17 protein-coding genes are annotated in these 18,252 nt (G+C 60.9%); 5 read left to right on the top strand and 12 right to left on the bottom strand.

Features of this window, described 5'->3' with window-relative positions; genetic code table 11:
• The 6 genes from K0P03_RS34450 to K0P03_RS34425 all read right to left on the bottom strand — a co-directional run bounded on the left by K0P03_RS34450 (position 1) and on the right by K0P03_RS34425 (position 7,392).
• Positions 1-1,539, bottom strand: coding sequence for a sulfatase family protein (locus K0P03_RS34450; RefSeq protein WP_272792145.1), 1,539 nt, complete (start codon positions 1,537-1,539; stop codon positions 1-3).
• A gap of 121 nt (positions 1,540-1,660) precedes the next feature.
• Positions 1,661-3,112, bottom strand: a complete 1,452-nt coding sequence (locus K0P03_RS34445) for a sulfatase family protein (protein ID WP_272792144.1) — start codon at positions 3,110-3,112, stop codon at positions 1,661-1,663.
• 63 nt (positions 3,113-3,175) lie between these two features.
• Positions 3,176-4,498: an ABC transporter substrate-binding protein gene (locus tag K0P03_RS34440; RefSeq protein ID WP_272792143.1), complete on the bottom strand. Its 1,323-nt coding sequence runs from the start codon at positions 4,496-4,498 to the stop codon at positions 3,176-3,178.
• 40 nt (positions 4,499-4,538) lie between these two features.
• Positions 4,539-5,381 carry a carbohydrate ABC transporter permease gene (locus K0P03_RS34435; RefSeq protein ID WP_272792142.1) on the bottom strand — a complete coding sequence of 281 codons (843 nt, stop codon included), beginning with the start codon at positions 5,379-5,381 and terminating at the stop codon, positions 4,539-4,541.
• On the bottom strand, positions 5,381-6,304 hold the full coding sequence (locus K0P03_RS34430) for a carbohydrate ABC transporter permease (RefSeq protein WP_272792141.1): 924 nt from the start codon (positions 6,302-6,304) through the stop codon (positions 5,381-5,383). The genes K0P03_RS34435 and K0P03_RS34430 overlap by 1 nt, the downstream gene beginning before the upstream one ends.
• Entirely contained in the window at positions 6,301-7,392 is a 1,092-nt protein-coding gene (locus K0P03_RS34425; protein ID WP_272792140.1) for an ABC transporter ATP-binding protein, read from the bottom strand. Before K0P03_RS34425 ends, K0P03_RS34430 begins: the two co-directional genes overlap by 4 nt.
• Before the next feature lie 156 nt (positions 7,393-7,548).
• On the opposite strand from K0P03_RS34425, the gene K0P03_RS34420 reads away from it, so the two are divergent.
• Positions 7,549-8,559 (top strand): LacI family DNA-binding transcriptional regulator, encoded by a 1,011-nt coding sequence (locus K0P03_RS34420; protein ID WP_272792139.1) that lies wholly within the window; start codon positions 7,549-7,551, stop codon positions 8,557-8,559.
• Positions 8,560-8,564: 5 nt separating this feature from the next.
• On the opposite strand, the gene K0P03_RS34415 is transcribed toward K0P03_RS34420, so the two are convergent.
• The 4 genes from K0P03_RS34415 to K0P03_RS34400 form a co-directional block, all read right to left on the bottom strand.
• Positions 8,565-9,512, bottom strand: coding sequence for a formylglycine-generating enzyme family protein (locus K0P03_RS34415; RefSeq protein WP_272792138.1), 948 nt, complete (start codon positions 9,510-9,512; stop codon positions 8,565-8,567).
• Between the two features lie 247 nt (positions 9,513-9,759).
• Complete coding sequence (locus K0P03_RS34410) at positions 9,760-10,485, bottom strand: IS6 family transposase (protein WP_272792201.1); 726 nt, start codon at positions 10,483-10,485, stop codon at positions 9,760-9,762.
• Complete coding sequence (locus K0P03_RS34405; protein ID WP_272792137.1) at positions 10,376-10,798, bottom strand: DUF4964 domain-containing protein; 423 nt, start codon at positions 10,796-10,798, stop codon at positions 10,376-10,378. The genes K0P03_RS34410 and K0P03_RS34405 overlap by 110 nt, the downstream gene beginning before the upstream one ends.
• Before the next feature lie 18 nt (positions 10,799-10,816).
• Complete coding sequence (locus K0P03_RS34400; RefSeq protein WP_272792136.1) at positions 10,817-12,289, bottom strand: sulfatase family protein; 1,473 nt, start codon at positions 12,287-12,289, stop codon at positions 10,817-10,819.
• A 243-nt stretch (positions 12,290-12,532) separates the two neighbouring features.
• Between K0P03_RS34400 and K0P03_RS34395 the strand changes: the two genes are divergently transcribed.
• From K0P03_RS34395 to K0P03_RS34380, 4 genes are all read left to right on the top strand, one after another.
• Positions 12,533-13,033 (top strand): LacI family DNA-binding transcriptional regulator, encoded by a 501-nt coding sequence (locus K0P03_RS34395; RefSeq protein WP_272792135.1) that lies wholly within the window; start codon positions 12,533-12,535, stop codon positions 13,031-13,033.
• 27 nt (positions 13,034-13,060) lie between these two features.
• Positions 13,061-14,127 (top strand): IS630 family transposase gene (locus tag K0P03_RS34390; RefSeq protein ID WP_272792134.1). Its coding sequence is split into 2 segments (ribosomal slippage): positions 13,061-13,547 and positions 13,547-14,127, totalling 1,068 coding nucleotides; the frame shifts between segments, so codons are not numbered across the junction.
• 11 nt (positions 14,128-14,138) lie between these two features.
• Positions 14,139-14,765 carry a substrate-binding domain-containing protein gene (locus K0P03_RS34385; protein ID WP_272792133.1) on the top strand — a complete coding sequence of 209 codons (627 nt, stop codon included), beginning with the start codon at positions 14,139-14,141 and terminating at the stop codon, positions 14,763-14,765.
• A gap of 421 nt (positions 14,766-15,186) precedes the next feature.
• Positions 15,187-15,924: a DUF3800 domain-containing protein gene (locus tag K0P03_RS34380; RefSeq protein ID WP_272792132.1), complete on the top strand. Its 738-nt coding sequence runs from the start codon at positions 15,187-15,189 to the stop codon at positions 15,922-15,924.
• 244 nt (positions 15,925-16,168) lie between these two features.
• Here K0P03_RS34380 and K0P03_RS34375 read toward each other — a convergent pair whose 3' ends face one another.
• Together K0P03_RS34375 and K0P03_RS34370 are read right to left on the bottom strand one after the other, a co-directional pair.
• A complete protein-coding gene (locus tag K0P03_RS34375; protein ID WP_272792131.1) occupies positions 16,169-17,050 on the bottom strand; it encodes a DUF4238 domain-containing protein in 882 nt (293 codons plus the stop codon).
• 86 nt (positions 17,051-17,136) lie between these two features.
• Positions 17,137-17,802 (bottom strand): hypothetical protein, encoded by a 666-nt coding sequence (locus K0P03_RS34370; protein ID WP_272792130.1) that lies wholly within the window; start codon positions 17,800-17,802, stop codon positions 17,137-17,139.
• Between the last annotated feature and the right edge of the window lie 450 nt (positions 17,803-18,252).

Genomic DNA, 18,252 nt, shown 5'->3' with positions numbered 1-18,252 from the left:
TCAAGCGCCCGCGATGCGTGCCATGCGGGTGGGTTCGGACTTCATGATCCCCTGCACCATGGCTTGCAGCATCCGCGTCTTCAGCTGTTGCGCGGCCGCATCGTCCCACAGATTGTTGATCTCGCCGGGATCGCTCGCCAGGTCGAACAGTTCCCCATAGCCGGCCTCGCGATAGACCGTGATCTTGTGGTGTTTTTCGACATAGGTCTCGACATGCGGCATCTGCGGATTGTGCCGGTTCTCGCAGAGCACGTAATCCCGTGCCGCTTCGCCGCCCTGCCAGTTCGACCACTGCGATACGCCCTGCATTTCGCCCGGCACCGGCAGCCCCAGCGCATCGAGGAAGGTGGGGGCCAGGTCGACCAGGCTCTGCAGATCATTGGAAACCGCGTCGGCCGGTACCCTGCCGGGCATGCGCACGATCATGGGGATACGCAGCATGTCCTCGTAGTGAAACGGGCCCTTGGCAATCAGGCCGTGCTGGCCAAGGAAATGACCATGGTCGGTCGAAAACACGACAAGCGTGCTTTCGGTCAATCCAAGCGCGTCGAGCCGGTCGAGAATGCGCCCGATTTCGGCATCGAGGAAACTCATCATGCCGAAATACGTGGCCTTGTCCCCTTTCAGTTCCTCCTCCGGATAGAGGTGGCTTTCGCAGCCATGCGCCGTGAACGGGGAGTGCCAGGCACCGAAATCGGGATTTTCCTGCTGCGTCTTGGCGAAGTGCGGCGGGTTGCGATCATGCTCGCCAGGCGTCACCCGATCCACGACCATATCGGCGGGGTCATACATGGATGCCCAAGGCTCGCTGACGGTATAGGGCGGATGCGGATCGTGAAAGCTGGCCCACAGGAAGAAGGGCTTGTCGCGATCGGCGTGGGCATCGAGATAGGCGAGGCTCCGTTCGCCCGTCCAGGTGGTGTAGTGCAGTTCGGCCGGCAATGCCCAGGAACGGTCGGCACGGGTATAGCCCTTCTTGGGTCCCAGCCGCGGCGCCTTGGATGAGGTTTCACCCTTTACTGGCTGGAAGTATTCCCGCCAGTCCGACAGGCCCCGTTCTTCCATCCAGATTGCGTAATGCTGCCCGGCATGGCTCTCATCGGCATGGTTGCGCGCCAGTTCAACATGCTCGAACCCGTACCAGGTTCGGTTGAAACTGCGCCAGAAATCGAGGTCCCGCAGGACGGGCTGGCATTCCAGCGATTCCGAACCCGGCGCGGAAGCAAGCGGCTGAAAATGCGCCTTGCCGATCAGGGCAGTTGCATAGCCGGCGGCGATGAGGTGATCGCCAAGCGTCGGGACGTCCTCGGGCAGCTTCACTCCGATAGTCCAGGCCCCGTGATGGGAGGGATACTGGCCGGTAATGATGCTGGCCCGCGAGGGCGTGCAGACCGGCGCCGGGCAATAGGCCCGCTCGAAACGTGTTCCCTCCCGGCACAGGCGGTCGAGGTTCGGGGTCTTCAACTGCGGCGTCTTCACACCGAGAGCATCGTAGTGCTGCTGATCAGTCGTGATCAGCAGGATATTGGGCATGGTCATGAGGGCCTCCGCCGCCACTCTACCAACCCCGGCGTGTGGGAGCGCTCGAAAGGTGCGCGCGAGCCATGCACAAAAGTGATCGCTTCACCGCTACAGATCGAGTTTCCTATCGCGCACCAACTCAGTCGGGCTGCCTGCCGAAATCCGCCGTGGCGGAGCGCAGGATCCTGCGGTCGCCATCCGTCCAATGATCGCGATACCAGCTCGACAGTTCGAATGTGTCATTGATGCGCGCCATGCGCTCCAGCATGGTCGAGCGGAGCCGCTGCGCCTCGTCGGCATAGGCGGGGTCCGTGGCGAGGTTGACGAGCTGATATGGGTCGGTGGTTCGATCGAACAGCAATTCCTTGCCGTCCAGCTTGAACACGGCATAGGTAAAGCGCTTGTCACGGACGGCGCGCCATTCATGGCCGTCTTCCCAGCGCGCGGTGGCGCCACAACCCTGCATGAGGGCGACTTCGGGCTCCGGCCCCGCGCCGCCCAGGAGCCGCTTGCTGAGGTCCATACCCTCCACATCACCCGCGGCCTGCAAGCCGGCCAGGCCGGCGAGAGTTGGCAGGATGTCCACCGTGCTGAGCAGGATATCGGGCGTGGTGCCAGCCGGAACCCGCCCCGGCCAGCGGACGATAAAGGGAACGTTGGCGGCTTCCTCGTAGAAAATCAGCTTGGCTCGTCGCCCATGGGCACCGAACATCTCGCCATGATCCGAGGTGAAGACGACGATGGTGTTGTCCGCCTGGCCCGAGGCTTCGATCGCGGCCATCAGGCGACCGAATTCGGCGTCGAGGCTCGCCACCTGCGCGTGATAGCCGCGGCGCCAGTTCTCGAGCTCCCGGCGCTCGGCTTCGTTCAGGCTCGCCCACCGGTCACGATAGGGCGCGTCGTCTGAATCGCGATAGTTGGGCGGGTGCGGAAATTGCGCCGTCTCGAACAAGCGCCAGAAGCGCTCCGGCACGTTATCAGGCCCCCAAGGATCGTGCGGCGGTCCATAGGACAGCGTCAACGAGTACGGGCGTGCGTCCGGGTCGTGCGCGGCGCGACGGATGAAGTCGATGGCATGCTCGGTCTGCACAGTCGGCTCATACTCGCCGGGGCCGTAGCTGATCCTGTCGGGCGTTTCCTCATGGTAATAGGCGGGCGGGCTATAATTTTCGTGATGGAAGTTGAAGGCCTTCCATTCCCCATCGAAGCCGAGCCGGTGTGGGCCGCGCGGGACAAAGGAGTTGCGCGGCTCGTAGTGGCCGCCCAGCTCGTTGGCATACAGGTGCCATTTGCCGATATAGGCGGTGTTGTAGCCCGCATCGGTGAGCATGTGACCCAGGCAACGCTGATTTGGGTTCATCCGCAATTCGTTGATGACCATGCCGTGGCTGGTGGTGTGCTTGCCCGTCAAAAGCGATGCGCGATAGGCGGTGCAGACCGGCGTGTTCACGATCGCATTGGTGAGCGATGCCGATTGAGTAGCGAAGCGGTCGATATTCGGCGTGTGGGCCTGCGGATTGCCGGTGCAACCCAGCGCGTCGTAACGCAACTGGTCGGCGAAGACATAGACGATATTTGGCCGCTTGCTCATGGATTGGGAAAGACCTGATGGACGGATTGGGGACCCACCGCCTCGAAGGGCGGTGGGAGGAATTCAGCGTGCGCGGCGCAGCACGGCGTTGACGCGGCCTTCGGCATCGGCGAGCGCCTGCTCGACACTCTTCTGCCCCAGGACCGCGGCGGCCAGCTCTTCACCGATAGTGAAAAACATGACGCGCTGCTGGTTGACCGTATTGGGATGGTGGCGAGCGTTTCCGGGGATGGACATGATATCGGACCGGAACGGCAGCTCCTGGAATTCAGCGCTGTCCAGCACGCTCTGGCGCGAAGGCAGGTGTCCGGCGCGGGCCCAGTCGCCATTGTGGTCATAGAGGAACTTCATGAACTTGAGCGCGGCCTGGCGCTGTTCCTCGGTGCGGGATTCGCTTTTCAGCATCACCCAGGTATGGCCGGCGGAAAACTGGGCGTTCTCGGCATAGAGCTGCGGCAACGGGTAGACCCCGTAGTCGGTCAGGGCCATCTCGTCATTGCTCGAGGCGGCCACGAAGGGGGCAATCATCCAGGTCCCCTGGGTGACCACGCCCGCATTGCCCTGCTGGAATTCCGAATTGCCCACCCCGCCATCGGTATAGGCGGTGGCCAATCCTTCATCGACCAGCCGCTTGAGCATGGTCAGGGCTTCGGTCGCCTCGGGCGTCTGCAGGGCGATCTGCCTTGTGTCATCGGGGAAGAATTCGCCGCCCTGCTGCCACACCAGCGTATAGAACGTGCGCGCGATGGAGCCGGAATCGACCGGTAGCGCCAGGTATGGCTTGCCGGTGGCTTCCTTGAAGGCGGTTGCCTGTTCGAAAAGCTCGTCCATGCTGGTCGGCATGACCGGCTTGCCATCGGCATCGGCCAGCCCGGCCTCGGCGAACAGGGCGTTATTGGTGTGCCAGAGCCAGCTGATGAAATCCTGCGGCAGACCATAGATCTCACCGTCGACTTCCACGTTCTCACGGCCACTGGCCACGAAATCGTTCACGTCGATACCCACTTCGGCAAAGGCGTCGCCGAGAGGCAGCAGCAGGCCGCGGCGAGCGAATTCACCCAGAACATCGGCATGCATCACCGAGACGTCAGGCACGTCACCGGCGGCGAGACGTCCGGCCAGTTGCTCATAATAGGGCTGCCACTCAACGATCTCGGTCACCACCCGGATATCGGGGTTTTCGGCGTTGAACTTATTGGTCAACGCGGTGATGACGCCGCATTCATTGGTGGCGGTGCTCGGATCGGTAATGTCTGCAAAATCGGCTTCGCACGAGCCGAAGAACCGCGCGAAGCGAATTTCGGTCTGCGCAAAGGCCGTCTGGGCTGTCAGGCCTGCCAAGGATATCGTGGCAGCCAACAGGGTCAATTTGCGGATCAGTTTCATGGGCGCTTCTCCTCCTTGAGCATTCCCGTGGCCTTGTTCGTCATCGTCCGCCAGCACCGGCCACCGCGCGCAGGACGTATTTTTGGAAAATGAGATAAAGGATCAGCATGGGCAGTCCGGCGAAGACCGCCTGCGCCATCAAATAGCCGATGCCTTCAGACTGGTCGAAATTGGTCTGCGTCGCCGCAAGCCCTATAGTCAGCGTGTACATGTCCGGACGCGTCGCCGAGATCAGCGGCCACAGATAGTCGTTCCAGGCATTTAGGAAGGTGAAGATCGCCAGGGTGATCTGGGCTGGCACCGAAAGCGGCAGGGCGATGGTGAGAAATATCTTCCAGCGCGAAGCGTTATCGAGCGCTGCGGCCTCTTCCAGTTCCTTGGGCAGGGCGCGGAAATAGGACGCCATCAGAAAGACGCCGAATGGCGTACCCAGATGCGGCAGGATTAGCCCTGCATAGCTGTTGTGCAGGTCCAGTTCGGCGAACATGGAGTGAAGCGGGATGATGATGGCCTGCCCCGGAATGGCCAGCCCCAGCAGCACGAAGACGAACAATGGCCCCCGGCCGGGAAAGTCGAGGCGGGCAAAGCCATAGCCGGCGACCGAGCAGATGATGGGCACCAGGACGGTCTGGATGACCGAGACGATGACACTGTTGACGATCCAGGTTCCCAACTGGCTCGAGCGCACGAGGTCCGAATAGTTTTCGAGCGTATAGGGCGCGCGGAACACAGTGCCCAGGCCGTAGGACAGCTCCTCGTTGGGCTTGAGCGAGAGACCCAGCACCCAGAACAGCGGGATCAGCCAGCACAGGGACAGAACGATGACGAGCCAGTAAGTCAGGCGACTGAACAGCGGCTCGCGGTTCTTGGATACGGCCATCATCAAGCCTCCGCTCGCTGGCGGCTGGCCCAGAATTGAAGGCCTGCCGCGACCAGCATGATGAGGAACAGAATCTGCGATGCTGCGGCGGCATAGCCGGCCTGCCACTGCTGGAATCCCGCCTGGTAAATGAACATCACCATCGTGCGGGTGGTGTTGTTGGGTCCGCCGCCGGTCAGCAGGTTGATCTGGCCGAAGACCTGGAACTGCAGCACCACTTCGATCACCGCCACCAGCACGATCATCTTGGCGATGGAGGGGATGGTGATAGTGAAGAGAATGCGTGCGGGGCCGGCGGAATCGAGCTTGGCGGCCTCGTAGATGTCGTCCGGCACCTGCTGCAATGCGGCAAGGAACAGCATCATGGGCAGGCCGATGGCCCACCAGACCGTCACCAGACCGACGGCGGCCAGCGCCCAGTCAGGATTGAGCAATACCGACACCGGCTCCAGGCCCATGGCGGCTGCGCCGGCGTCGATCATGCCGACATTGGGCAGGTAAACCGTCTTCCAGATCAACGTGACTACCGTCACCGACAGAACGTGCGGCCCGAAAAACAGCGCCCGCATGATGGCGGCGCCCCGGGTGGGCCGGTTGAGCGCCAAAGCGATCAGCAGGCCGATGATGACAAAGGGCGGCACCGTGAGCAGCACGAAGCGCAGGGTGTTGAAGATCGAGCCGATGAATATCGGATCGCTGAACAGGTCTTCGTAGTTCCACCAGCCGACGAACTCGGTCACGCCGCTCAGCAGGTCCTGATACTGGAAGCTCATGACCACGCCCATGACGAGCGGGTAGATCATCAGCCAGAGGTAGAGCATCACGAAGGGCGCAACGAAGAGCAGTCCGATCCATTGCCGGCGGGGGCGATTGTTGCTCCGGGTCGCGGCCCCTGCCCGCTCCGCCGTTTCTGCGATGACGGTCATCCGGGCTCTCCAGGATGATACGTCCTGCCCTCGGCATCGAAGGCGATGAGCTTGTGCGGCAGCGGCCGCAGGCCGACGCGGTCGCCCAGCCGTACCGTGCTTTCGCTATGATCCTGGTAGATCAGTGCCGTGCCATCGGCGAGGTGTGCATAGACGAGAGTACGGTCGCCCAATCTCTCCACCACGTCCACGTCGGCCTGGAGCGGTCCTGCGGCGTCGATTTCGACCTCGTCCGGGCGGAAGCCTATTTCGACCGGCATGGCGCCGCCCATCGCTTCCCGCGCGATCCGGGCCTCGACGCTCGTGCCATCGGCAAGTGCCGGCACGATCCATTCGCCGTCGCTGCCCACCCCGGTCACTGGAACGAAGTTCATTTGCGGCGTGCCGATGAAGGCGGCAACGAAGCGGGTTGCCGGTCGCCGATACACTTCGAGCGGCGCTCCCACCTGTTCGACCCGGCCGGCATGCATGACGACGATCCTGGTTGCCATGGTCATGGCTTCGATCTGATCGTGGGTGACGAAGATCATTGTGGCGCCGAGGCGCTGGTGCAGCTTGCTGATCTCGACCCGGGTACGAGCCCGCAGGCTGGCATCCAGATTCGACAGCGGCTCGTCGAACAGGAATACCTTCGGTGACTTGGTGATGGCCCGGCCGATGGCAACGCGCTGGCGTTGCCCGCCCGAGAGTTGGGCGGGCTTCCGGTCCAACAGCGACTCGATCTCGAGAATGCCAGCCGCAACACGGATGCGCTCGTCGATCACGTCTTTGGGTGTGCCGACATTCCTCAGCCCGTAGGCCAGATTGGCGCGCACCGACATGTGCGGATAGAGCGCGTAGGACTGGAACACCATGGCGATGCCGCGTTGCCCGGGCCGCAACTGGTCTATGCGCTGGTCATCTATGCGGATTTCGCCCTCTGTCATGGCCTCGAGGCCGGCAATCAAGCGCAGCAGGGTGGTCTTGCCGCAGCCGGAAGGCCCCAGCAGCACCGCGAACTCGCCGTCGGCTATCTCCACCGACACGTCATGCAGGACTTTGACCGCGCCGAAGTTCTTCGACAGACCACGCAATTCGACTCCCGCCACGGCGAATCCCTCGCTTTGACCGCTTCTTGATCGCGGTTGTTGACGTTTTCAACGTTGCAAACATGAGTGCATAGAATTTTCAACGTTGCAATAGTCAATGGCGGCAGTTTGGTTTATCCAGAAGAGACAGAAGCTGGACGTTGGCGGATCGACCACATGGCGCAGATGCGTGCAACCACCCTGAAGGACGTGGCTGAAGTGGCGGGGGTCTCCGCCCGGACCGTGTCCAATGTCGTCAATGGCTACATACACGTGGCCGAAGAGACCCGGCGCCGCGTGCAGGAGGCCTGCGACCGGCTCGGATACCGGCCCAATGTCATGGCGCGCAACCTTCGCTCCGGGCGATCCAAGGTCATCGCGCTGGTCGTGCCGGAAATCGGCTCGCCCTATTTCGGTGAGCTGGGCCAGTCCATTATCGAAGAGGCGCGCAGGCATGGCTATGTCGTGCTCATCGACCATACCGGGGGCGATGTGGAGCAGGAGAAGGATTTCCTGATCCGCAGTTCGGCCTCCAACCTGTTCGATGGTGTCATTCTGAGCCCCTCGCGCGTGAGCGACGCCGAGCTACGCAGTATCCTGAACGTGCCCTTCGTCCTGCTCGGACCGCGCCTGTTCGATCCCGGCTTCGACCATGTCTCGATCGACAATGTTGCGGCAGCGGCCGAAGCTACCGGCCATCTGCTGAAGCAGGGGCGCCGACGGGTTGCCGCCATTGGCGAGCAACGCTGGGGGGGCAGCGCCGCCCAAATTCGCACACTGGGCTATCGCAAGGCCCACGCGGAGATGGGGCTGGACGTCGTCGAGGACCTCATCATTTCGACGACGCATTTCCAGCGCGAAAACGGCGCTGCCGCCATGACGCACCTGATCGAATCGGGAAAGCGGCCGGACGCCGTATTCTGCTTCAACGACCTGCTGGCGCTTGGTGCCATCCGCGCCATTCATCAGCACAAGCTGCGCGTGCCCGAGGACATTGCCGTGGTCGGTTTCGACAATATCGACGAGGGGCGCTACTCGACGCCCTCGCTGACGACCATTGCGCCTGACCGGCACGTCATCGCCAGGCTGGCGGTGGAGCGGCTATTGGCCCGCATTGATGGAAAACCGGTGGATGAGCCACCACGCCTCATTGTTCCACACAGGCTGCTGGTACGCGAGAGCGCCTGAGCGCCTCAATCGTCAGCCGGGGAATAGACCAGCCGGAAGCCGACATGACTTGTGGTCGTATCGGGCGTGTTGCCGTGACGGGCAGCAATCCGATAGCGATAGCAATAGCTGCGGTGGCAGAGGAAGGAGCCCCCCTTCATCACGCGCTGTTCGGTGGCGGCGGCACCGGCATCACGCTGACGGCTGGCCTTTTTCAGCGACCGGACCCGCCAGCGGTCTGCCGACCATTCCCAGGTGTTGCCCGACATGTTGTAGAGCCCGTAGCCATTGGGCTCGAATGAGCGCGCGGGAGCGGTCCAGCGGTGTCCGTCAGCGGCGGTATTAGTGCCGGGAAAGCTGCCCTGCCAGATATTGCATGGCATGAAGTCCGTATCGTTCGGCTCCCGATCCCCCCACGGAAACATCGGGTCAGCCTGCCCGCCGCGTGCGGCATGTTCCCACTCTGCCTCGGTGGGCAGGCGCCCGCCGGCCCAGTGCGCGAAGGCGGAGGCATCGTTCCAGCTGACATGGATCACCGGATATTGTTCACGCCCGGAGAAGCTGCTGCCCTCCCCCTCGGGGCGATCCCATGTCGCCCCGTCGACGCGTCGCCACCACTCTGTCCCCACCGCGCCCTGGGTGATCGTTGCCTCGGGCAGCATGTCGAAGAAGACAAAGGACCAGCCGAATTTTTCGGCCTCGGTCACGTAGCCCGTGGCCGCTATGAAGGCCGCGAACCGCTCGTTCGTGACCGCGGTCACGTCCATGCGAAACGGTTTGACGCGCACGGCGCGCACAGGGGATTCGCCGTCACCGTCGTGAACGGGCCGCCGGGTTCCGACCTGTACCTGGCCGCCGGGGATATTGGCAGTTTCGGTAGCGACCGGCCTGGCCGCTGCCAGGATCGGGGCTAGAGCTTTGTCCGTTTGTTCGGGGATCGGGTCGCGGTGCGGCGCGCAGCAGCTATGGGTCATATTGCGACCTGCATATATTGATGGTGCTTCGATTTCATTCCAATTCCTAGATCGCAACCCGGCGTCCGGCTAGCCCTGTGTCGAAAGCAGGTGGAACCGGCACTGGGCCCTGGTTCGCCGGGATCAACCCGCCGAGGTTGCCGGTTCGCCCATGTTTCGACAAACCAGTGCAGATGGCCTATCAAATATCTGGGGCTTGTCGCAAACATTTTCGGAGCGCGCAATTATCCACTGAGCGTCCTCGTTTTCATGCTTTGTTAACCTTTTGTAGTCCGAAGAGGTGCGCGAGCAGATCGTTCTGATCATTTACGGTCCACACGCCGGAAAAGCCGAAGCCCTTCTTCAGCCAGAGCATGGCTTCGAAGCCTGCGATTGTCCGACGCGCCGTTTTGAAGGATTGGAAGCCGCCGATCTTGGGCATGTTCTTCTTAACCCGAAAATGGTCACTCTCGATGCGTTGTTGGAGATGCTTTGTGACGTAGTGCACGGGGTTGGGCTGAAGCAGACCATCATCTACCGATGCTTTAATCGCGGATGGGAAGGTATTCGCTCCATCCGTGCCGATCTTCTTAGGCGATAACAGGGGCTCGTCTTTGAGCATTTTGCGGAAGAACCTCTTTGCAGCATCCAGGTCGCGCCTGGCCGCCAGCAGGAAATCCATCGGGTTTCCATGCTTATCGATCGCCCGGTACAGATAGCGCCACTTGCCGCGGATCTTCACGTACGTTTCGTCGATCCGGATCGAACCACAATGCGGGCGTCGGAACTGGCGAAGCCGCTTCTCGATCATCGGCGCATAAGCCAAAACCCAGCGGTTGACAGTGCTGTGATCGACCTCGAAACCACGTTCCCGAAACATCTCCTCAAGGTCTCGATAGCTGAGCGGATAGCGCAGATACCAGGCCACCGCCTGCATGATGAGCCATGCCTCGAAATGCCGACCTTTGAAGTCGTCCTTTGATTGGCGCTTCAGCTTGTCGGCAATGGCATTCAGAATCATGGCTACGCTCCGCTACATTGGGAGCGGCAATTTCTCCGCTGGTGGTCAACAGGCCGTTAACCAAGAAAATTTGCGACAGGCCCTCCATGCCGGTGCGGGTCACCAGCCCCATGAAGCGATAGCTCTTGCCGTCGATATGGGCCATGCCCGCCATCGATTGGTTCTTGCCGGTCCAGTGCGTCGGCCAGGATTGGGTCAGCTCATCGGTATGCGACCAGACGCTCATGAAGGGGTCGTGGACGATGAGTGGCGTGGCCGGCGCACGGCCCGAACGGGGATCGGTCATTTTTGGAATCTCGCTGGGTTACCAGGGGGCGCGGCGCAGCGGCAGCGGGTCGACGGTGAAGGCCATCCGGTCGCAAAGACGCTGCAACAGGTCGCATTTCTCCGCCAGGCGGTTTGGATCGTCCCACAGGTTTGTGGTCTCGTCGGGGTCTGCATTCAGATCGTAAAGCTCACCGCGCCGGTCGCCGTGGCTAACCACCAGCTTCATCGTCCCGGTGCGCAGCATGGTCGCGAATGGCAGATGCGGCTCTTTATGCCAGGGCATGGCGTTGTAATATTCGCAGTAGACATCCGCGACGCCGGTTTGCGTCTCGGTGCCCGACAGCAGCGGCCAGAGCGAGCGGCCCTGCATGCCCGGCCAGATATCGAGCCCCGCCGCCTCGAGCAGGGTCGGCGCGATATCGGTCAGTTCGACCAGCCCGTCGATTCGGCGGGCCGGAATATGGCCCGGCCACGAGATCGCCAGGGGAACATGGACGCTGGGCTCGTAGAAGAACGGCCCCTTGAGATAGACGCCATGATCGCCCAGCAGCTCGCCGTGGTCGGACATGAAGATGACGATGGTATTGTCGAGCTGACCGGTATCGCGCAGGGCGTCGAGCATGCGGCCGACCTGGTCATCGATCAAGTCGCACATGGCGAAATAAGCCGCGCGCACCAGCCTGTGGTCATGATCGGTCATCTCGTCGTAGGGCATGCCGGCATTGCCGCCATAGGCTCCCTGGTGGTCGATCTTCTGGAAGGCAGGTTTTTCTTCCAGCTCTCCCGGCCGGTAGTTCGGCAACTCGATCTCGTCGAGCCGGTCGAGGTAGCGATCGAGATACTCGGCGGGCGGATCGAAGGGGTGATGAGGGTCGAAGAAGTTGACCGAGAACAGCCAGGGCCGGTCGTTCGCCTCATGCGCCTTGACGAAATTGATGGCCTTGTCGGCGCACCAGGTGGTCTGGTGGTTCTTTGTCTCGGGCCCCGCCTTCACATATCTGGAGCCCCGATAGGGGTCAGCCCGGTATTCGGCGCCGCGCTCGAGCAGCCATAGATTGTATTCGTTGAGTGGCCAGTTCTGCGCGCTGCCGTAGTCATTAAGTACCATCCGACAACCCGGATGATGCGACCAGTGAAAGGCGGCATAGCCATCATTGATGCGCGGTTCGATGACCGGCGCCACGCTCGGATTGGCCGCCGAGATATGGAGCTTGCCCGATAGACCGCAGGTATAGCCATTCTCGGCGAGCAGCCGCGTCACCAGCATTTCGTCGGCCGGCATGTCCTGCCCGTTCTGGCGCGTCCGGGTCGTACGCGGATAGCGGCCGGTGAGAAAGCTCGCGCGACTGGGCGTGCAGACCGGCGACTGGCAATAGGCCCCGGAGAACCAGGCTGCCTCGCCGAAGAGCTTGTCGAGCACCGGAGTTCGCACATGGCGATTGCCGGTAATGCCAAGCGTGTCCCAGCGCTGCTGGTCAGTGCATATCCACAAGATGTTGGGTTTGGTCATGATAACCCCAGTCGCGCAATTTCTCGAAATCGTCATCTTGTTCTCCTCCCACGCCATTCCTCGAATGGCACCGACATCGGACATATCCCGTCGCCAGGATCGTCCCTGCGCTCCTCCAGCACGTGGTAATGCTATTAGTTATTTATAACCACTGTCAAGCACAGGTCAGTTTTCTATAACCGGCGCTTCGGGGCAGTTTCCTTCCACAAAATCCTGCGATATGTCCTTCTGGCGGAGAGGGTGATGAACAGACGCAAGACGGAAAAAGCCAGCACGAGACCAACCATGGTCGACGTGGCCAAGCTTGCCGGAGTCAGCCAGGCCACCGTCTCGATGGTGCTCAACGAAACCGGCGGCACGCGGGTCACCGAAAAGACGCGCGGTCTCGTCCGCGAGGCGGCCGAAACGCTGGGTTATCGCGTCTGGATGCGCGCGCCGGTCGGTCAGGGCGGCATCCAGGCCATCGGCTTTATCATCGACGACAGCACGTCCAACCCCATCACCAACAAGGCGATCGAATCGGCACGGCAGCTGGCTTGGGAAAATGGCGCCGTGCTTGTCGTCCTGCCGACCCAGAACGACGAGCGCCTGCGCGCCGCGGCGCTCGAACTGCTGTTCGCACATCGGGTGGTGGGCGTGGTGTTCGCGGCCTTCTTCACGCGCCAGTATACCCTGCCGCAGAAACTGATACCAACGGCTCTGACGTCTGACTCGCGGGGGATTCCCAAACTGTTGAGTTGCTGATTCGATGTCGGCGAAGGAAATTCGCCCATGCCCGGATCGGTTCGACTGCGACAGGACTATACCCCTTCTCAACTCCGGCGGCTGGCGTCACGGAGCAAGGACGCCAACCAGAGCCGACGACTTCTGTCACTAGCAGCCGTGCTTGACGGCATGAGCCGCGCCGACGCCGCCCGGATCGGCGGCATGGACCGCCAGACGCTTCGGGACTGGGTTCATCGGTTCAACGAAGCCGGCCCCGATGGCCTTTTCGACCACTGGTCACCCGGTCCGTCATCGCGGCTGTCGGAAGAGCAGAAGGTCGAACTCGCCGAGATCGTCGAGACCGGTCCCGACCCGGATGTAGACGGCGTTGTTCGCTGGCGCCGAGTAGATCTTCAGCGCGTCATTAGGGAGCGGTTCGGTATCGAGTATCACGAGCGCCATGTCGGCACGCTTCTCAAGAAACTCGGCTTCTCCCACATGAGCGCACGCCCGCTGCATCCTGGTCAGGACGCCGCGACGGTGGCGGCGTTTAAAAAAACTGGCCGCGGGCGCTGACCGCCCATATCTGCCATCTCCCCAAGGGCAAGCCGATCGAAATCTGGTTCCAGGACGAGGCCCGGATCGGGCAGAAAAATGGGATCGCCCGGCTTTGGGCAAGGCGTGGAACCCGCCCACGGCAACCGGCAGATCAGCGCTACCAGAACGCCTATCTGTTCGGCGCTATCTGCCCGGCAAAGGGAAAGGGCGCCGGGCTGGCGCTGCCCTTTGCCGACACCTTCGCCATGCAACTCCACATCGACGAGATCAGCCGGCATGTTCAGCGCGGCGCTCATGCCGTTCTGCTGCTCGACCGCGCCGGCTGGCACACCACGGGCAAACTCGTCGTCCCGAAGAACATGACGCTGATCTTCCTGCCCTCGCGCTCTCCCGAACTGAACCCGGTCGAGAACATCTGGCAATACCTCAGGCAGAACTGGCTCTCCAACCGCGTCTTCGATACCTACGACGCCATCATCGACGCGTCATGCCAAGCCTGGAACAACCTCATCGATCAGCCCGAAACAATCATGTCCATCGGAATGCGCGACTGGGCCCACATCGGTCAATCATGACAGCCGTTGGTATGAGCTCGGTTCCCGTCGTGCTCATCAACTGCCACACTAAAGGCGACATTGCTCCGGCCATCCTGCCGGCGCATGCGCTGGGCGCCGAAACGGCCGTGCGCCACCTGACGGCCTCCGGCCACCGGCGCATTGCCTTCATTAACGGCGAAGGCTGGATGGAAGCTAGCAAGGACCGTCTGCGCGGCTACAAGCGCGGCCTCAAGACCGCCGACATAGCGTTCGACGCCAAACTCGTCCGATCAGGCAACTGGACGCTTTCAGGCGGCCACGATTGCACCCGCGAACTGCTCGCTCTGCCCGAGCCACCCACGGCGATCTTCTGTGCCAGCGACGAGATGGCCATCGGCTGCTACGAGGCCACAAAGGAAGCTGGGCTATCGATTCCGCGCGACCTCTCGGTCATCGGCTTCGACGATGCATCCTCATCCCGTCATCTGGAGCCTCCGCTCACCACAATCCGCGTTCCGCACGAAGATATGGGAAGACGTGCGATTACGCACATCTACGCTAAGCGCGAAGCGCAAAAACTAGGCATCATAGCAGGCAGACTCCAGATTGATTGCCCGCTTGTGGAGCGCAAGTCCGTCGGCCTTCCGCGCCCGCACCGAATTTTGAAGTTAGTCTGAACTAGCCATCCCGTCGCTCGCGTACAAAAGACCGGTATCGGCGCGCGGCCCCCCCATCGCGTTGCCGCCTTAACCGGTGGCGCCGGCAAAAGCGCAATGGCCTAGCCATAGTCGAGCGCGCCGACCTCGTCATGCGGCACCACATGCTAATTCCAGTTAGGACGACGTCGTAGTCTGCGTCGCCCATTGACCAAGTGCTGGCGCGTCGTGAGGCGGGCGCCGCGGTGGACGAGACCGATCATTCCATTCTCATGCGGCCGACCGATTGCCGTTAGCAGGGCCGCACATGTTGGTGGCCGCCGCTGAGGCACTGTGGGTTCCCCAACAAATATTATGCGAATCCGGCCCGACTCCCCGTGCATGAGTGCCGTCACGCTTCCATTGCATTGGCAGAATCTCGCGTCTGTGCAACGCTGGGTGCATGGAATTCAGTGATTTTATAGTCTACGTCGATGAGAGCGGCGACCACGGGCTTGTCAGCATAAATCCGCAGAATCCGGTGTTTGTGCTCACCTTCTGCATCTTCGAGAAAGAGGCCTACCGGACAGCAATGGTACCGCTTGTGCAGGCACTCAAGTTCGAGTTTTGGGGCCATGACGGCGTTGTTCTACATAGCCGCGAGATCCGGAAGTCGTCCGGTGACTTTTCCATCTTGCTCAATCAGACCGTGCGCGACCGCTTCATGGCAACTGTGAATTATGTCGTCGAACAGGCGCCGGTCACGCTCATAGCGGCTGCAATTGATAAGCAACGTCATGTGCAGAAGTACCATGATCCCGACAATCCATACAAAATTGCGCTAACTTTCTGCATGGAGCGCCTGCAGCGGTTCTTGGCCGAACGAGGGCAAGATCACCGCAAGACCTGGATACTGGTCGAACAGCGAGGCCGGAAAGAGGACGATGACCTAGAGCTCGAGTTCAGGCGTATTGCCGCTGGCGGCAACCAGGTTGGACCCATGCCAAACCTCGACATCCGCTTCATGGACAAGAAGCATAATTCAGCGGGGCTGCAGATGGCCGACCTTTTGGCCTACCCGGTCGCCCGGCACATAATAGCTCCTGACCAGCCAAACCGGGCCTACGATCTTGCAGAACCCAAGTTCCGTCGGAGTGCGGCTGGGAAAATACGCGGCTACGGGCTGAAAATATTCCCGTGAGAAAAGCGAAGGGCCCCGAGGTATTCCCCGAGGCCCGACGCCGAACGAGCATTCCCGTTCCATTTGTTTACAAAATGGGTCCAGCTAGGTGGACTGTCAACCCACTGCTGAGGCAAATATAGCGTCCAATGCCTGTCGCTGGCCCCTCTTCCGTCCGCAATGCGCCCCCATTCCTGCCGTTCAACGCCCCTCGACCAATCCCCAAAGCAGACATTCGCCAGCAACATCCTGGCATTGAGTGACGTCAATCCGACCGGTCCGGCGCCCCTATTCGCCATTCGGGGTCAGACCCGTCTCTCCATGACACTACGGCCCTGTGGGCGTAGTGCGCCGTGCGCTTGTTTAGGGCAGCGACGGTCGCCGAACCAGCACTGACGTAACGGACCGGCTTTTCGAAGGGTGTTCTTGGGTAATGCAAGATAATTGTATGCTGCGGCGAAAGCGGCATCACCACCTCGATGCCCGGATTCGCTAGAGAACTCTTGTGAGTTAAGAATCTCTCCCTAGGCACAGTTGGATCGAACCAAGTTACCGGACTGTCTGAAGTAATGAAGTCGGGCTCAACGGAGCACATAATAGTCATCGTCACTTCACTTAGCATGGTCAGACCATCCATCATGGCTCCCGGTAACAAAAACTGCATAGGCGACGCCACCGCTTTTCGAATGCTGTTTAGCTGCGCCTCGGAATTTGCGGATATACCTAGAGCAACGGCCTTTTTCTCAGCCGCGTCCAAGGTCTGCTGCCAAAGCGTCCGTTGGATCTCTCTCGCTTCAAGCGTACGCCCGTGCATCGCTGCGATGAAGGCGATCAACTGCCATTGCCGAAGCCGAGGCAACTGGCGGTGGCTGGCTACGAAGTCTGTGACGAGTGTCTTCAGGCCCTGCTCAAGTTTCGACAGTTCAAACTCTATCCGCAGATCCCGGGAACCGTCCGGCCCGAGGATCGTGTAGATGTCGGTCTCGGTGAAGAGGTTTTGGGGTGCTCGCTTGCGGCCGACGCCGCCACTGGGATCAAAGGTCCACACAAAGGGCTGCATTCCAGCAGGCGTATGCGGATCACACCAGGCGGAAAGGTAGCTCCTTGGGATATAGTGCTGCGATTTGTGGCTACCGGACTTAGGCACGGGCCGTCACCATGACTTCTCCTCATAAGGGCGCTGTCTATGGCATGTGAAAGGCTAAACAGCCTAGACGACATTCGCGCATTCGCTCACTCCAGCTTCAGTCGCTCCCACTCGCCAATCAACGTCCTGTACTTTTCATGAAAAACTGCCTCCTCGTTGCCCTGCAACGGCGTCATTTGCGGAGAGAAGAAAGTACGACGCAGTGCATCGATAACACGCATGTCAGCGGAGTCTGCTTCAGTTAGGACTTGTTGCATTGCCCAGAGCCCTAGCCTCCCTCCTTCTTCCGAGAGCGGCGGCTCTTCACTGAAGTATGGGTATACCACACGTGTATATTCCCCCCGGACGCGCGCATGGAGTGCATCCCTTATCCGAACTGTGGCTCCCAAAGTTTCGATACGCAGGTTGCCGTGCATGCTTATAGGAACGATCTCCACGGGCTCGTTTGACCAGCGCAGCTTTGCGCTAAGCAGTTCGAGAATTCCATTGGTCAGTAGCGGATAAAGTCGTTTGAAATTCCTGTTCGATCGGATGCGATCTTGGGTCAGCTGCGCTAGGTCGCCTCGGCCAGAGATGTGCATCTTAACGTCTGACCAAAAGGGTAGGTAGAAGTCGCCGCCTCGACTTCTAGTGCCGCCGGCTTCCTTTTTACGATCAAGTCGAATGTCCTCTTTCAAAATGGATCGACGCAGTGAATTGGGCGCATAGAATAACTGAAGGGCCTTTCGGAGAGGAATATCTAGAACAGACATAGGTGCCCCCTCTTGGATCGTAGGACAACAATCTCCTCAGCGCCCTGTCGGCACAATGGGCAAAAACAACGTTTTCACTATATTAAGTGCCATAGCGCCCAACTACTTTATCCAACCAGGACCGCGACCGGCCCTTGACCGTTCGTCTCGCTGCTTTGATCGATGCAGACAACGCCTCAACTCGGATTGCCCATGGCTAGTTCGAAGAGATAGCCAAGATCGGCGAGGCGAGCGTCCGCCGCAAATATGTGTTGGCAATCGCCGCAAAACGCCTGGGGGCGCGAGCGGGCATCCCATAGTGGGCACTTCAACCTCGCTCAGTCCACCCCAAGGGCTCACCCAAGCAAGGGAGCAGGGGTTTCCCAGGCTCCACCGTTGCCGCAGAGCGTATCTTGGTCCACATCTCGATCGCGGCACCGATTCCTGGTCTGCGCCAGGCAAAGGAGCGCC

The sequence above is a fragment of the Shinella sp. HY16 genome, from assembly GCF_028534175.1.
Lineage (GTDB): Bacteria > Pseudomonadota > Alphaproteobacteria > Rhizobiales > Rhizobiaceae > Shinella.
Note: the sequence above shows the minus strand (reverse complement) of the source record. Positions and strands in the feature narration are given on the sequence as shown.

Bases quoted from the DNA above. Each gene is read 5' to 3' on its own strand.
- K0P03_RS34420 (WP_272792139.1), top strand. From the start codon at position 7,549: ATGGCGCAGATGCGTGCAACCACCCTGAAGGACGTGGCTGAAGTGGCG.
- K0P03_RS34415 (WP_272792138.1), bottom strand. From the start codon at position 9,512: ATGACCCATAGCTGCTGCGCGCCGCACCGCGACCCGATCCCCGAACAA.
- K0P03_RS34380 (WP_272792132.1), top strand. From the start codon at position 15,187: ATGGAATTCAGTGATTTTATAGTCTACGTCGATGAGAGCGGCGACCAC.
- K0P03_RS34440 (WP_272792143.1), bottom strand. From the start codon at position 4,498: ATGAAACTGATCCGCAAATTGACCCTGTTGGCTGCCACGATATCCTTG.
- K0P03_RS34405 (WP_272792137.1), bottom strand. From the start codon at position 10,798: ATGACCGATCCCCGTTCGGGCCGTGCGCCGGCCACGCCACTCATCGTC.
- K0P03_RS34395 (WP_272792135.1), top strand. From the start codon at position 12,533: ATGAACAGACGCAAGACGGAAAAAGCCAGCACGAGACCAACCATGGTC.
- K0P03_RS34430 (WP_272792141.1), bottom strand. From the start codon at position 6,304: ATGACCGTCATCGCAGAAACGGCGGAGCGGGCAGGGGCCGCGACCCGG.
- K0P03_RS34435 (WP_272792142.1), bottom strand. From the start codon at position 5,381: ATGATGGCCGTATCCAAGAACCGCGAGCCGCTGTTCAGTCGCCTGACT.
- K0P03_RS34385 (WP_272792133.1), top strand. From the start codon at position 14,139: ATGAGCTCGGTTCCCGTCGTGCTCATCAACTGCCACACTAAAGGCGAC.
- K0P03_RS34400 (WP_272792136.1), bottom strand. From the start codon at position 12,289: ATGACCAAACCCAACATCTTGTGGATATGCACTGACCAGCAGCGCTGG.
- K0P03_RS34450 (WP_272792145.1), bottom strand. From the start codon at position 1,539: ATGACCATGCCCAATATCCTGCTGATCACGACTGATCAGCAGCACTAC.
- K0P03_RS34370 (WP_272792130.1), bottom strand. From the start codon at position 17,802: ATGTCTGTTCTAGATATTCCTCTCCGAAAGGCCCTTCAGTTATTCTAT.
- K0P03_RS34445 (WP_272792144.1), bottom strand. From the start codon at position 3,112: ATGAGCAAGCGGCCAAATATCGTCTATGTCTTCGCCGACCAGTTGCGT.